This window comes from Streptomyces humi, assembly GCF_001005085.2.
GTDB lineage: Bacteria > Actinomycetota > Actinomycetes > Streptomycetales > Streptomycetaceae > Streptomyces > Streptomyces humi.
Window position 1 is genome coordinate 58,246 of sequence record NZ_LBMU02000025.1, and the last position, 13,455, is coordinate 71,700.

13 protein-coding genes are annotated in these 13,455 nt (G+C 71.8%); 5 read left to right on the forward strand and 8 right to left on the reverse strand.

What is annotated here, in order from left to right; translation table 11 throughout:
• Positions 1 to 78: 78 nt before the first annotated feature.
• Together AAW13_RS11555 and AAW13_RS11560 are read right to left on the reverse strand one after the other, a co-directional pair.
• Entirely contained in the window at positions 79 to 1,326 is a 1,248-nt protein-coding gene (locus AAW13_RS11555; RefSeq protein ID WP_046728769.1) for a sensor histidine kinase, read from the reverse strand.
• 5 nt (positions 1,327 to 1,331) lie between these two features.
• The gene (locus AAW13_RS11560) at positions 1,332 to 1,985 is read right to left on the reverse strand and encodes a response regulator transcription factor (protein ID WP_003993508.1); all 654 of its coding nucleotides are present in this window, start codon (positions 1,983 to 1,985) and stop codon (positions 1,332 to 1,334) included.
• A 418-nt stretch (positions 1,986 to 2,403) separates the two neighbouring features.
• Between AAW13_RS11560 and AAW13_RS45865 the strand changes: the two genes are divergently transcribed.
• Entirely contained in the window at positions 2,404 to 2,577 is a 174-nt protein-coding gene (locus AAW13_RS45865) for a hypothetical protein (RefSeq protein WP_165939545.1), read from the forward strand.
• A 142-nt stretch (positions 2,578 to 2,719) separates the two neighbouring features.
• Here AAW13_RS45865 and AAW13_RS11565 read toward each other — a convergent pair whose 3' ends face one another.
• A complete protein-coding gene (locus AAW13_RS11565; protein ID WP_046728700.1) occupies positions 2,720 to 3,535 on the reverse strand; it encodes an inositol monophosphatase family protein in 816 nt (271 codons plus the stop codon).
• 8 nt (positions 3,536 to 3,543) lie between these two features.
• On the reverse strand, positions 3,544 to 4,671 hold the full coding sequence (locus tag AAW13_RS11570; RefSeq protein WP_046728699.1) for a ferrochelatase: 1,128 nt from the start codon (positions 4,669 to 4,671) through the stop codon (positions 3,544 to 3,546).
• Positions 4,672 to 4,831: 160 nt separating this feature from the next.
• Here AAW13_RS11570 and AAW13_RS11575 point away from each other — a divergent pair, with 160 nt between their 5' ends.
• The 3 genes from AAW13_RS11575 to sepH all read left to right on the forward strand — a co-directional run bounded on the left by AAW13_RS11575 (position 4,832) and on the right by sepH (position 8,888).
• A complete protein-coding gene (locus tag AAW13_RS11575; protein WP_046728698.1) occupies positions 4,832 to 6,070 on the forward strand; it encodes an MFS transporter in 1,239 nt (412 codons plus the stop codon).
• Positions 6,030 to 7,349, forward strand: a complete 1,320-nt coding sequence (locus tag AAW13_RS11580) for a D-arabinono-1,4-lactone oxidase (protein ID WP_046728697.1) — start codon at positions 6,030 to 6,032, stop codon at positions 7,347 to 7,349. The genes AAW13_RS11575 and AAW13_RS11580 overlap by 41 nt, the downstream gene beginning before the upstream one ends.
• A 501-nt stretch (positions 7,350 to 7,850) precedes the next feature.
• Positions 7,851 to 8,888 carry a septation protein SepH gene (gene sepH, locus AAW13_RS11585; RefSeq protein WP_046728696.1) on the forward strand — a complete coding sequence of 346 codons (1,038 nt, stop codon included), beginning with the start codon at positions 7,851 to 7,853 and terminating at the stop codon, positions 8,886 to 8,888.
• 83 nt (positions 8,889 to 8,971) lie between these two features.
• Here the strand turns inward: sepH and AAW13_RS11590 are convergent, their stop codons facing one another.
• The gene (locus tag AAW13_RS11590) at positions 8,972 to 9,814 is read right to left on the reverse strand and encodes a sulfurtransferase (protein WP_046728695.1); all 843 of its coding nucleotides are present in this window, start codon (positions 9,812 to 9,814) and stop codon (positions 8,972 to 8,974) included.
• Between the two features lie 313 nt (positions 9,815 to 10,127).
• Here AAW13_RS11590 and AAW13_RS11595 point away from each other — a divergent pair, with 313 nt between their 5' ends.
• Positions 10,128 to 10,928, forward strand: coding sequence for a VOC family protein (locus AAW13_RS11595; protein WP_046728694.1), 801 nt, complete (start codon positions 10,128 to 10,130; stop codon positions 10,926 to 10,928).
• 35 nt (positions 10,929 to 10,963) lie between these two features.
• On the opposite strand, the gene AAW13_RS11600 is transcribed toward AAW13_RS11595, so the two are convergent.
• Genes AAW13_RS11600 through AAW13_RS11610 form a run of 3 tightly spaced genes read right to left on the reverse strand, consistent with a single transcriptional unit; the run spans position 10,964 to position 13,443 of the window.
• Entirely contained in the window at positions 10,964 to 11,611 is a 648-nt protein-coding gene (locus AAW13_RS11600; protein WP_046728693.1) for a thymidine kinase, read from the reverse strand.
• Positions 11,612 to 11,653: 42 nt separating this feature from the next.
• Positions 11,654 to 12,847 (reverse strand): alkaline phosphatase family protein, encoded by a 1,194-nt coding sequence (locus AAW13_RS11605; RefSeq protein WP_046728692.1) that lies wholly within the window; start codon positions 12,845 to 12,847, stop codon positions 11,654 to 11,656.
• A complete protein-coding gene (locus tag AAW13_RS11610) occupies positions 12,847 to 13,443 on the reverse strand; it encodes a DUF5998 family protein (protein ID WP_046728691.1) in 597 nt (198 codons plus the stop codon). The genes AAW13_RS11605 and AAW13_RS11610 overlap by 1 nt, the downstream gene beginning before the upstream one ends.
• Positions 13,444 to 13,455 lie beyond the last annotated feature (12 nt).

Genomic DNA, 13,455 nt, shown 5'->3' on the forward strand with positions numbered 1-13,455 from the left:
CGAGGGAGCGCGCCACGCCGGAAAAAAATTCCGCGCAAAGCGAACATCCCTCGCGAGTGTCGCGATCTTGCAACGACGTCAGACCGGCAGCGTGACCCTCATCACCAGCCCACCGCCCTCGCGCGGCTGGGCGGTGATGTGACCGCCGTGCGCGCGCGCCACGGAGCGGACGATGGACAACCCCAGGCCCACACCCTTGTCGCTGCCCGTGCGCTCGGTACGGAGCCGTCTGAAGGGTTCGAAGAGGTTGTCGATCTCGTACGCCGGCACCACCGGACCGGTGTTCGACACGGACAGTACCGCCTGCCCGTGCTGCACCTCGGTGGTGACCTCCACCCAGCCGTCCTCGGCCACGTTGTAGCGCACCGCGTTCTGCAACAGGTTCAGCGCGATCCGCTCCAGCAGCACACCGTTGCCCTGGACCACCGCGGGCTTGCGCTGCCCCCTGATCTCGACGCCCTTCGCCTCCGCCTCGGCGTGCACCTGGTCGACGGCCTGGGAGGCCACCTCGGCCAGGTCGACCGGCTTGCGCTCGACGATCTGGTTGTCGCTGCGGGCGAGCAGCAGCAGGCCCTCCACGAGCTGCTCGCTGCGCTCGTTGGTGGCCAGCAGGGTCTTGCCGAGCTGTTGCAGTTCCACGGGCGCGTCCGGGTCGGAGAGGTGCACCTCCAGGAGTGTGCGGTTGATCGCCAGGGGTGTGCGCAGCTCGTGGGAGGCGTTGCCGACGAAGCGCTGCTGGGCCGTGAAGGCGCGTTGCAGCCGCTCCAGCATGTCGTCGAAGGTGTCCGCGAGCTCCTTGAGCTCGTCGTCCGGGCCGTCCAGCTCGATACGGCGGGACAGGTCCGAGCCGGCCACCGCGCGGGCTGTGCGGGTGATGCGGCCGAGCGGGGACAGCACCCGGCCGGCCATCGCGTAGCCGAACGCGAAGGCGATCACGGCCAGGCCCAGCAGGGCCAGCAGCGAGCGGCTGAGCAGGTTGTCCAGGGCCGCCTGGCGCTGGTGGTCCATGCACTGGGCGATCGCGGAGTTGAAGTCCGACAGCTGGAGGCTGGAACTGGCGACCGTCGGGCAGTTGTCGCTGGAGACCTGGAGCTTCTCGAAGCCGACGATCTTGAACAGCGGCTGGTTGCCGGTGCTGATCGCCTGCGCGGCCAGCAGGTAGATGATCGACAGCAGCAGGATGCCTGCGATCAGGAACATGCCGCCGTACAGCAGGGTGAGCCGTATCCGGATGGTGGGACGCAGCCACGGGAAGACCGGCTGCGGCCGCCGGGGGTCCCAGGTGGGCTTCGGGGGGGCCTGCGGGGGTGCGGGAGTGGTCGCCACGTTCATCAGATCCGGTAACCCGAGCCGGGCACGGTGACGATGACGGGGGGCTCGCCCAGCTTGCGGCGCAGGGTCATCACCGTCACCCGGACCACGTTGGTGAAGGGGTCGGTGTTCTCGTCCCAGGCCTTCTCGAGGAGCTGCTCGGCGCTGACCACCGCGCCCTCGCTGCGCATCAGCACCTCCAGGACGGCGAACTCCTTCGGCGCGAGCTGGACTTCCTTGCCGTCCCGGAAGACCTCACGGCGGTTCGGGTCGAGCTTGATGCCGGCCCGCTCCAGGACGGGCGGCAGCGGCACGCTGGTACGGCGGCCGAGGGCACGCACGCGCGCGATGAGCTCGCTGAACGCGAAAGGCTTGGGGAGATAGTCGTCGGCGCCGATCTCCAGACCCTCGACGCGGTCGCTGACGTCACCCGACGCGGTGAGCATCAGCACGCGCGTGGGCATGCCCAGCTCCACGATCTTGCGGCAGACGTCGTCGCCGTGCACGAGGGGGAGGTCGCGGTCGAGGACGACCACGTCGTAGTCGTTGACGCCGATGCGCTCCAGGGCGGCCGCACCGTCGTACACGACGTCGACGGCCATGGCCTCCCGGCGCAGTCCGGTGGCCACCGCATCGGCGAGCAGTTGCTCGTCCTCGACGACGAGTACGCGCACGTCGCTTGTCCTTCCTCTGTCCACCCGCGTAGCGCGCACCGGCGCACCCGGGCAGGGATCTCCATGGGATGTGGTGGCTCCATCCTGCCCTTTTCGGCCATAAGTCGGCAGTAAGACGGGGGCCCGGCAGCCGGATCCGGGGCCGTGGGGCGGGAATGCGAGATTTTCTCCTGCGGTTGAGGTTTCCACGGAAGGGAGCGGGGGGAGGACGGCATGTACACCCCGCGATCACGCTCTGCATGTGCCGCAGCACCATGCGGTACGTACGTCGCCGCTACGGCAGAGCGGACGATGGGGGTGTCCGGCACCGTCGCCGCCCAGCAGGGCAGCGCTGGGCACCCGCGAAGACGTGATCGCCCCTTCCCGACGGCACACCCCCGTGCCACCCGACCCACGACCCAGGACGAGGGGGCGCAGCATGGACGCATTCACGACAGGACTTCTCCAGCGCATAAAGGCGACCGAGTCCGACATCACCCGAGCTCGCGACGAGGGCGACGACTTCCTCGTCGAAGTGGAGCAGGCCGAGCTCGACGACCTGCGCCGCCTCGCCGCCGAACACGGCGTGGAAGTCGGCGCGACCAGCGTCTGACAGCTCCGCAGCGGCACACCGGCACGAGAGCAGGGCCCCGGCGAATCCAGCGCCGGGGCCCTGCTCGTATCCGGTCCTCTACCCGTCGCCACGCGTTCGATTCCTGCCGGCGCCACGGTGTTCGGTCTCCGGTTGCCCGCCGTCAGTCGTGCCAGGCTCCGAAGTCCTCCAGCAGGCTCTGGAGGGGCTCGAAGACGCCGGGGGTACCCGCGACCGTCAGATCGCGGTTCGGGCGTTCTCCGGGGCGGCCACCCGTCAGGGCGCCCGCCTCCCGCGCGATCAGGTCGCCCGCGCCCCAGTCCCACGCGTTCAGGCCGCGCTCGAAGTACCCGTCCAGCCGGCCGCCGGCCACGTCGCACAGGTCGATCGCGGCCGAGCCGCTGCGGCGGATGTCACGGAGCAGCGGGATCAGCCGGGCGGCCACCTCGGCCTGGTGGGTGCGGACGTTCGTCACGTAGTTGAAGCCCGTGGAGACCAGGGCCTCGGACAGGGGCGCGGCCGGCCGGCAGACCAGTGCCCGCTCGCCCTCCCACGCCCCGGTCGCCCAGGCCCCGGCCCCGCGCACCGCGTGGTAGGTCTCGCCGCGCATCGGCGCCGCCACCACCCCGGCCACGGTCTCGCCGCCGATCTCGGCGGCGATGGACACCGCCCAGGTCGGCAGCCCGTACAGGTAGTTGACCGTGCCGTCGAGCGGGTCGATCACCCAGCGGACCCCGCTGGTCCCCTCGGACGAGGCGCCCTCCTCACCGAGGAAGCCGTCGTCGGGTCGGTGGCCGGAGATCAGGTCGGTGATGAGTTTCTCCGCCGCGATGTCCATCTCGGTCACGACGTCGATCGGGCTGGACTTGGTCCGGGCCACGGAGAGATCGGCCGGGCGGCCGTCCCGCAGCAGCTCGCCCGCGCGGGCGGCCGCCTCCCGGGCGAGGTCCAGCAGCTCCGTGTGCAGGGGGTCGGTCACGGGGTTCCTCACGCGTAGGGGCTGTCGGCGCCCGCGGCGGCCGGGCGGGCGGACCGCGCCGGGCAGCAGCCGACCGGGCAGAGGTCGTGGCTCGCGCCGAGCGTTCCCAGGGCGCACGGCGTGACCTCGCGCCCGCTCTCCACCGCCGCGCGCTCCAGGACCAGGTCCCGGACGGCGGCGGCGAACCTCGGGTCGTCCCCGACGGTCGCGGACCGCCGTACGGGCAGCCCCAGCTCCTCGGCCTTGGCCCTGGCCTCCGTGTCGAGGTCGTAGAGGACCTCCATGTGGTCGGAGACGAAGCCGATGGGGGCCATGACGACGGCCGGGACGCCGGCGCCGTGCAGGTCCGCCAGGTGGTCGCAGATGTCGGGCTCCAGCCAGGGGATGTGGGGGGCACCGGAGCGGGACTGGTAGACGAGCCGCCAGGGGTGGTCACGGCCGGTGCGCTCGCGGACCGCCGCGGCGATCAGCTCGGCCACCTCCAGGTGCTCCTCGACGTAGGCGCCGCCCTCTCCGTGGGCCTCGACGGGGCCCGAGGTGTCGGCGCTCGCGGTCGGGACGGAGTGGGTCGTGAACGCGATGTGGGCGCCCGCGCGGACGTCCTCGGGGAGGTCCGCGAGCGAGTCCAGCACGCCGTCGATCATCGGGGCGAGGAAGCCGGGGTGGTTGAAGTAGTGCCGCAGCTTGTCGACCTTCGGCGGTTCGAGACCCTCGGCCTCCAGCGCGGCCAGGGAGTCGGCGAGGTTCTCGCGGTACTGGCGGCAGCCCGAGTAGGAGGCGTAGGCGCTGGTGGCGAGCACCAGGACGCGGCGGCGGCCGTCGGCGACCATCTCCCGCAGGGTGTCCGTCAGGTACGGGGCCCAGTTGCGGTTGCCCCAGTAGACCGGCAGGTGCAGGCCGTGCTCGGCGAAGTCCTTGCGCAGGGCGTCCAGCAGGGCGCGGTTCTGGTCGTTGATCGGGCTGATCCCGCCGAACAGGAAGTAGTGCTGCCCGACCTCCTTGAGGCGTTCCTTCGGGATACCGCGCCCGCGGGTCACGTTCTCCAGGAACGGCACCACGTCGTCCGGGCCTTCCGGGCCGCCGAAGGAGAGCAGGAGCAGGGCGTCGTAGGGGGTGGCATCGAGCGCGTCTGGCATGAGCCGATCCTGCCACCCGGCACTGACGGCCCGGAAACAGGAGGGTGAAGAGTCGGATTCGGGAGGTTTATCCCCGGTACCCGACAGGTGCGTCCGGGCCTCCTCGCTCGTAAGCTGTATCAGCCGCAGTCACGCCTTACCCAGTCGTCGGAGACCCCCCGTGCCCAGCCCCTACCGCGCCCTGTTCGCCGCCCCCGGCACCAAGGCCTTCTCCGCCGCCGGCTTCGTCGGCCGGATGCCGCTGTCGATGATGGGCATCGGCGTGGTCACGATGATCTCCCAGCTGACCGGGCGGTACGGCCTCGCGGGCGCGCTCTCCGCGACCATCGCGCTGTCCGCCGCCGCGATCGGCCCGCAGGTGTCCCGGCTGGTCGACCAGTACGGCCAGCGCCGGGTACTGCGTCCCGCGACGCTGCTCGCGCTCGCGGCGGCGGCCGGACTGCTGTCCGCCGCGCACTACGGGTGGCCGGACTGGGCGCTGTTCGTGTGCGCCGCCGGGATCGGCGCGGTGCCGAGCCTCGGCGCGATGATCCGGGCCCGCTGGGCCACCCTGTACCGGGGCACCCCGCAGTTGCACACCGCCTACTCGTTCGAGTCGGTGGTGGACGAGATCTGCTTCATCTTCGGGCCGATCATCTCCATCGGGCTGTCCACGGTCTGGTTCCCGGAGGCGGGCCCGCTGCTGGCCGCCGGTTTCCTCGCGGCCGGCGTCCTCTGGCTCACCGCCCAGCGCGCCACCGAACCGCGGCCGCACCCGCGCGAGCACCACGGCGGCGGTTCGGCGCTGCGCGCCCCCGGCCTCCAGGTGCTGGTGGCGACCTTCGTGGCCACCGGAGCGATCTTCGGGGCGGTGGACGTGGTGACCGTCGCCTTCGCCGACGAGCGCGGCCACAAGGGGGCCTCCAGCGTGGTCCTGGCCCTGTACGCGGCCGGGTCCTGCGCGGCCGGCGTGGTCTTCGGCCTGATGCGGTTCGCGGGGAAGCCGGAACGCAGGTGGCTGCTGGGCATATGTGCGATGGCCGTGAGTATGATCCCCCTCCTACTGGTCGGAAACTTGCCGCTTCTGGCCGTGGCGCTGTTCGTTTCGGGCCTGTCCATCGCACCGACGATGATCACGACGATGTCCCTCATCGAAGAGCACGTACCTCGCGCGAAGCTCACCGAGGGCATGACCTGGGTGAGCACCGGCCTCGCGGTCGGGGTGGCGCTCGGCTCCTCGGTCGCCGGCTGGGTGATCGACGCGGCCGGCGCCCGTGCCGGGTACGGGGTTCCGGCCGTGTCCGGGGCCGTCGCGGTCGCGGTCGGTTTCCTCGGGTACCGCCGGCTCAACAGGCCGGTCACGCGTCGGGGAGGCACCGTTGGGCAGTACAGCGAGCGGCAAGAGCGGCACGTGGCGTAACTGGGGAGGGAACGTCACCGTCCGCCCCGCCCGGGAGGCCACACCCGCCTCCGTGGACGAGCTGGCCGCCGCCGTACGGCAGGCGGCGGAGGACGGCCTGAAGGTGAAGGCGGTCGGCAGCGGTCACTCCTTCACCGCGATCGCCGCCACCGACGGTCTCTCGATCCGCCCTCAACTGTTGACGGGCATCCGCGACATCGACCGGAAAGCCATGACCGTCACGGTCGAGGCAGGCACCCCGCTCAAGAGACTCAACATGGCCCTGGCCCGTGAGGGCCTGTCGCTGACCAACATGGGCGACATCATGGAGCAGACGGTCTCCGGGGCCACCAGCACCGGCACCCACGGCACCGGCCGCGAGTCCGCCTCGCTCGCCGCCCAGATCAGGGAGCTCGAACTGGTCACCGCCGACGGGTCGGTGCTGACGTGTTCGGAGAAGGAGAATCCGGAGGTCTTCGCGGCCGCCCGGATCGGACTGGGCGCCCTCGGCATCGTCACCGCGATCACCTTCGCCGTGGAGCCGCTCTTCCTGCTCACCGCGCGCGAGGAGCCGATGTCGCTGGACCGGGTCCTCGCCGAGTTCGACCAGCTGTGGTCCGAGAACGAGCACTTCGAGTTCTACTGGTTCCCGCACACGGGCAACACCAACACCAAGCGCAACAACCGCAGCGCGGGGCCGCCTCAGCCGGTGGGTCGGCTGGCCGGCTGGTTCGAGGACGAGTTCCTCTCCAACGGTGTCTTCCACGCCGCCCAGTTGCTCGGCCGCGCCGTGCCCACCGTCGTGCCGACCGTCGCCCGGATCTCCAGCACGGCGCTGTCCGCACGGTCCTACACCGACATCCCGTACAAGGTCTTCACATCACCGCGCCGCGTGCCGTTCGTGGAGATGGAGTACGCCGTTCCGCGCGAGGCGCTGGCGGACACGCTGCGGGAACTCAAGGCGACGGTCGACCGTTCCGATCTCAGGATCAACTTCCCGGTCGAGGTCCGCACCGCCCCCGCCGACGACATCGCCCTGTCCACCGCGTCCGCCCGCGACAGCGCCTACATCGCCGTGCACATGTTCCGAGGCACCCCGTACCAGGCGTACTTCACGGCCGCCGAGCGGATCTTCACCGCGCACGAGGGGCGCCCGCACTGGGGCAAGGTGCACACCCGGGACGCGGGCTACTTCGCCGAGGTCTACCCGCGCTTCGGCGAGTTCACGGCGCTGCGGGACCGGCTCGACCCGGACCGGCTGTTCCAGAACGACTACCTGCGGCGGGTTCTGGGTCAGTAGGCGGCGCAGCGACCGGGGCGGCGACGGGCAGGCGAAGTGGCCCCGCCCTTCCGGTACTTGTTCGACCGGCCACGCAAGAAGGGGACGTACGAACGAAACAATTGGTTCCGTTTCCGGGGATTACGTGAAGTACGCCACGTTCAAGATCCCTGGAAACGGGCAACCGGCGGTTGGAGAGCGGTTGTTGCCAGAAGTTCGGCGGCGCGCCAATCCACGCACGTGGCCCAAATGGAGTACTGTTGCGAGCCCTGGGTCCGGTCTCCCGCCAGGGTGTCCGGGGCCTTGCAGGACCGCCGGGAGGGGGGCTCGTTGCACAGGGTGACGGAGTTGGTCACTTAGCGTTGCGAATAGGTAACCGTGCCATAACGGCGTTCCCGGGCCCGTGCCCGACACGCCGGGCAACTCGGCAAGGTTGTGGCAGGCTGCACCCGGGCAGGCCACACTCGACTAGCGGAAGCAGCGACGCACGTGACGTCGGCAGGCACCACCCGGGAGGTCCCCATGCCCGAACTGCGTGTCGTGGCCGTCTCCAATGACGGCACACGGCTGGTGCTCAAGGCTGCCGACTCTACGGAGTACACCCTTCCGATCGACGAACGGCTACGGGCCGCCGTACGCGGCGACCGGCCCCGGCTCGGTCAGATCGAGATCGAGGTCGAGAGCCATCTCCGGCCGCGAGACATCCAGGCGCGGATACGTGCGGGCGCGACGGCGGAAGAGGTCGCGCAGCTCGCCGGGATCCCCGTCGACCGGGTGCGGCGCTTCGAGGGTCCGGTACTGGCCGAGCGCGCCTTCATGGCCGAGCGGGCCCGCAAGACGCCCGTCCGCCGGCCCGGCGAGAACTCCGGTCCGCTGCTCGGCGAGGCCGTGCAGGAGCGGCTGGTGCTGCGCGGCGCCGAGAAGGACACCGTCCAGTGGGACTCCTGGCGCCGCGACGACGGCACCTGGGAGGTCCTGCTCGTCTACCGGGTCGCGGGCGAACCGCACTCGGCGAGCTGGACCTACGACCCGCCCCGGCGGCTCGTCCAGGCGGTCGACGACGAGGCGCGCTCGCTGATCGGCGAGTCCGACGATCTCGCCGTACCGGAGCCCAGCTTTCCGTTCGTGCCCCGGATCGCACGGCTCCCGCGTGACCGGCCGCTGGACCGCCCCGGCGACCGGGACCGCGAGCGGCCGAGCCTGCCCGCGCAGTCGTCCGAGCCGGTCGAGGAGACGGTCGGGGAACGCGACTCGCTGACCAGCCTGTTGGAGGCGGTGCCGAGCTTCCGTGGCGACATGGTGGTGCCGGAACGCCCGGCGGAGCCCCAGGAGGAGCCCGTCGAGGAACCGGTGCCCGAGGAGCCGCCGGCCCCCGCGGCCTCCGCCGGGTCCGCCTACGCGGACGTCCTCATGCCCCGCTCCGTCGGCGCCCACCGCGACCGGCTGATCGGCGCCACCGACCGCCAGGCCGAGGCCGACGGCGTCCGCCCGGGGCGCCGGGCCGCCGTACCGAGCTGGGACGAGATCGTCTTCGGCACGCGCCGCAAGAAGCAGGAGTGACAGCGGTCCTGCGACGGCATGAGGAAGGGGGCACGCGCGCGTGCCCCCTTCCTCATGCCGTCCCGCGGGTCAGCCGTTCCGACCTACCGCGGGTCGGGTCCGACCGCGACCGGGCGGGACGGGTCGGCCGACCACTCCGACCAGGAACCGACGTAGAGCGCGGCGGGGATCCCGGCGACGGCCAGCGCCAGCACCTCGTGGGCGCCCGAGACGCCCGAACCGCAGTACACCCCGACCTCGGCCCCCTGGGCGGCGCCCAAGCCCTTGAAACGGTCCTGGAGTTCGGCGGCGGGCAGGAAACGGCCGTCCGGGCCGACGTTCTCGGTGGTCGGCGCCGACACCGCACCCGGGATGTGTCCACCGACCCGGTCGATCGGCTCCACCTCACCTCGGTACCGCTCCCCCGCGCGGGCGTCGAGCAGCACACCCGAGCGGGCCAGCGCGGCCGCCCCGTCGGCATCGAGCAACTCCGTGGCGCCCGGGGCCGGTTCGAAGTCACCCTGGACCGGGGCGGGCACGTCAGTCGAAAGAGCGCCCTGCCAGGACGGCAACCCGCCGTCGAGGACCCGCACGTCCGGGTGACCCGTCCAGCGCAGCAGCCACCAGGCGCGCGCGGCGGACCAGCCCAGCCCCCCGTCGTAGACGACGACCGGCCGGTCCGCCGAGACGCCCGCGCGGCGCATCGCGGCGCCGAAGACGGCCAGGTCGGGCAGCGGATGCCGGCCGTTCTCGCCGGGCGCGGAGGCGAGTTCCCCGTCCAGCTCCACGAAGACGGCGCCCGGCAGATGGCCCTCCGTGTACGCGGCCCGGCCGTCGAAGGCCGGGGCTCCGGGTGTGGTCAACCGCCAGCGGACGTCCAGCAGGACGGGCGGGTTCGGCCCCGTCAGGGCGTCGGCGAGGTCGGTTGCGGTGATGATGGCTTCCATGGCCCCATCCTTACGCCAGGGGTGGCCGCGACGTCCAGGTACGACTACTCTGCTCGGCCGGACACGCTCGATCACCCGGCGTACGGGATCGGGCACGTGCTGTACAGCTGATGGACACCCGGCGGCAGTCGACCGGAAACGGGCGAGAAACGGCAGACCAGGCATCCTCGCGGCGAAGCCGCCCCACAGCCGTGGACACGAGTCGCCACGGACGGTGCGAGCCTCGGCACGGGGCGTGCCCGCGGCTGCGGTACGACCGGTCCGCAGCGCGGAAGCGACACGGCCACCGCGAGGGGCCGAGGAGAGAGTGACGATGACCGAGGTACGGGGATCGGCCGGCCCGAACGGCACGCACGCTCGGCGCGCGCCCGGCACCCCCTGCTGGGTGAGTCTGATGGTGCACGGATTGACCACGACCGAGGAGTTCTACGGAGCGCTGTTCGGCTGGGAGTTCGAGACCGGCCCCCAGCAACTCGGCCCCTGTGTCCGGGCCCTGCTCGACGGACGGGAGGTCGCGGGCATCGGCCAGCTGCCGGTGGACCGCGAGCTGCCGATCGCCTGGACTCCGTACTTCGCCTCGGACGACGTGGACCATACGGCCGAGACGGTACGGCTGTGCGGCGGCACGGTGGGCGTCGGCCCGCTGGACGCGGCCGAGGCCGGGCGGATGGCCATCGGCTCGGACCCGTCCGGCGCGGTGTTCGGCATCTGGCAGGCGTCGGCCCATCTCGGCACGGCGGTCAGCGGGGTCCACGGCACCCCCGTCTGGGACGAGTTGCTCACCTACGAGACCGGCGGCGTCGCCAAGTTCTACAAGACCGTGTTCGGCTACGAGGAGGAGCCGGTGGTGTCCGCCGACTTCGACTACGTCACCCTGCACGTCGGAGGCCGCCCGGTGGCCGGCATCCACGGCGTCGGCCTCTCCCTGCCCCGCGACCGCGGGCCGCACTGGCTCACCTACTTCGAGGTCGCCGACGCGGACTCGACGGTGCGCGAGGTCACCGCGCTGGGCGGCCTGGTCCTGAAGCCGGCCCGGGACAGCGCACACGGCCGGGTGGCCACGTTGTCCGACCCGGAGGGCGCGGTCTTCTCGGTGATCGAGAGCCCGCGCTGACCCGCCGGTCGGTGCCGCGCGGGGGCCGTGCCGCCCTAGGTGGTGACCGGGAGCACGTCCGGGGACAGGGCCGCCGCGCGGGCCGACGCGGCGGTCATCCGGCGCCGGTGATGGCGCCGGCAGAGCACCTCGTAACCGATCTCCCCGGCCGACCCGTTGACGTCTCCCACGACCACCTGCGCACCCTCGACGACCATCTCCCCGCCGACCGTACGGGCGTTGTGGGTGGCGCGGGCACCGCACCAGCACAGGGCCTCGACCTGGAGGACCTCGACGCGGTCGGCCAGCTCCACCAGCCGCTGGGAACCGGGGAACAGCTTGGAGCGGAAGTCCGTGGTGATGCCGAAGGCGTAGACGTCCAGGCCCAGATCGTCCACCACGCGCGCGAGCTGGTCGATCTGCTCCGGTGCCAGGAACTGCGCCTCGTCGGCGATGACGTAGTCCGCCCGGCCGCCCTGGGAGAGATGGTCGACCAGGTAGGCGTACAGGTCCTGCTCGTCCTCGACCTCCACGGCGTCCGTGACCAGCCCCAGGCGGGAGGACAGCTTGCCGTGGCCCGCGCGGTCGTCGCGGCTGAAGATCATGCCGACGAGGCCGCGCGCCGAGCGGTTGTGCTCGATCTGGAGAGCCAGCGTCGACTTCCCGCAGTCCATCGTTCCGGAGAAGAACACCAGCTCGGGCATGGTGGATCGGGCACCTTTCGGCGAGATGTGGGTCAGTGGGTGTCAGGAGCGTACTTCGAGCAGCGGCACCAGCTGCTCGGCGGGAGTCATCGAACCGTGGTTGCCGACCATCGCCGACTCCTTGGGTTCCCGCTCGGAGGCGATGATCAGGACGTCGTCGTGCGCGGCCGCGACCACGTCACCGATCCGCTCGTACACCCGGTCGTCGAACCGGTCCGGCGGGCCGAACCAGCCCGCTGTGATCGCCTCGTCCCGCGAGGCCACCCAGAACTGCTCGCCGAGGACCTCGCGCCAGCAGGTCAGCACGTCGTTCTCCGCGCCCGGCACCGCGTACACGTGCCGGGCCCGGCCCTCCCCGCCGAGCAGGGCCACCCCGGCCCGCAGCTCCCAGTCCGCGTCGAAGTCGATGCGGTGCTGCTCGTCGAACGGGATGTCGACCATGCCGTGGTCGGCGGTGACGTACAGCGCGCTGCGCGACGGCAGCTGCTCGGCGAGCCGCTGCACCAGCCGGTCGACGTGCATCAGCTGGCCGCGCCAGGTGTCGGAGTCGACGCCGTAGCGGTGCCCGGCGCCGTCCAGTTCCGCGTAGTACGTGTACACGAGGGCACGGTCGGCGGCGGCGAGCTGCTCCGCGGCGAGGTCCATCCGCTCCTCGCCGGTCAGCCGCCCGTGAAACGTTCCGCCGCTGAGCGCGACCTTGGTGAGCGGGGTGCGCTCGAAGGTCGGCGAGGAGACCTGGGCGGAGTGCACTCCGGCGTCCTGGGCGAGCTGGAAGACGGTGGGGTACGGCTGCCAGGCGGCCGGGTCGGTCCAGGGCTGCCAGCGGAGCTGGTTCATCAGCTCCCTGGTCCCCGGGTTGCGGACCGTGTAGCCGGGCAGGCCGTGCGCGCCGGGCGGCAGGCCGGTGCCCACGGAGGCGAGGGAGGTCGCGGTGGTCGCCGGGTAGCCGGCGGTGATCGGCCGTCCCGTCCCGCCGCGCGAGCTGCCGAGCAGCGAGGTCAGGTAGGGCGCCTCGTCGGGGTGGGCCCTGATCTGCTCCCAGCCCAGCCCGTCGATCAGGAAGACGCAGTTGCGGTCGGCGGGCGTCAGCTCGGTGATCGACGCGGTCATTCCGGGGACGGACATGCCCGCGGCCAGGGTGGGCAGGAGGTCGGCGAGGGAACCGCTGCCGTACTCGGGCAGCGGCGCGGAGCCGAGGGCGAGGGGTTCCGGATGGTCCCAGGCGGCGTACGCCATCAGCGGGTGACGTCCGCGGTTGCCTCGGAGATGGCCTGCGCGAAGGCGAGTGCCTGACGCACCGTCTCCGGGCCGTCCCCGGCCTCGCTCACGCGCAGGCTGAGGTCGTCCGCCGTGGAGCTGCCCGTGTAGCCGTGGTCGGCCTCGCAGTTGGGGTCGCCGCAGGCGGCGGGCTCCAGGTCGATCCGGGCGACGGCCCCCCAGCCGATGGTCAGCACGATCTCGCGCGGCAGGGTGCCCGGCGTGTACTGCTCCGGGTTGGCCACCACCCTGCTGACCACGACCGACGAGATCCGGCCGAGCTTGACCGACTCCGTCGAGGTGGTGGCGTACGGCGTCGGGGAGGTGCTGTCGGCGGCCTGCTCGTCGGTGTGGCTGACGATGAAGCGGTTGCCGGTGAGGACGAGCACGGTGACGTGCCGCCGCACCTCGTTCTGGTCGAACGTCGTCTCCTGGTGGACCAGGTACGACCGGATCGGCTCACCGCCCACGGCAGCCTCCACCGCCTCGGCCACGAGGGCCGGGTAGTAGCCGCTGCGCTCGATCGCGACGCGCAGCCCCTGGGTCGTCGTACTGGTCTTGGCCATGGCGTCCATCCTAATCCGTGG

Excerpts from the sequence above, each read along its gene's own strand:
- AAW13_RS45865 (WP_165939545.1), top strand. The coding sequence starts at position 2,404 with ATGGACGCATTCACGACAGGACTTCTCCAGCGCATAAAGGCGACCGAG.
- AAW13_RS11570 (WP_046728699.1), bottom strand. The coding sequence starts at position 4,671 with ATGCCAGACGCGCTCGATGCCACCCCCTACGACGCCCTGCTCCTGCTC.
- sepH (WP_046728696.1), top strand. The coding sequence starts at position 7,851 with ATGCCCGAACTGCGTGTCGTGGCCGTCTCCAATGACGGCACACGGCTG.
- AAW13_RS11590 (WP_046728695.1), bottom strand. The coding sequence starts at position 9,814 with ATGGAAGCCATCATCACCGCAACCGACCTCGCCGACGCCCTGACGGGG.
- AAW13_RS11595 (WP_046728694.1), top strand. The coding sequence starts at position 10,128 with ATGACCGAGGTACGGGGATCGGCCGGCCCGAACGGCACGCACGCTCGG.
- AAW13_RS11600 (WP_046728693.1), bottom strand. The coding sequence starts at position 11,611 with ATGCCCGAGCTGGTGTTCTTCTCCGGAACGATGGACTGCGGGAAGTCG.
- AAW13_RS11605 (WP_046728692.1), bottom strand. The coding sequence starts at position 12,847 with ATGGCGTACGCCGCCTGGGACCATCCGGAACCCCTCGCCCTCGGCTCC.
- AAW13_RS11610 (WP_046728691.1), bottom strand. The coding sequence starts at position 13,443 with ATGGACGCCATGGCCAAGACCAGTACGACGACCCAGGGGCTGCGCGTC.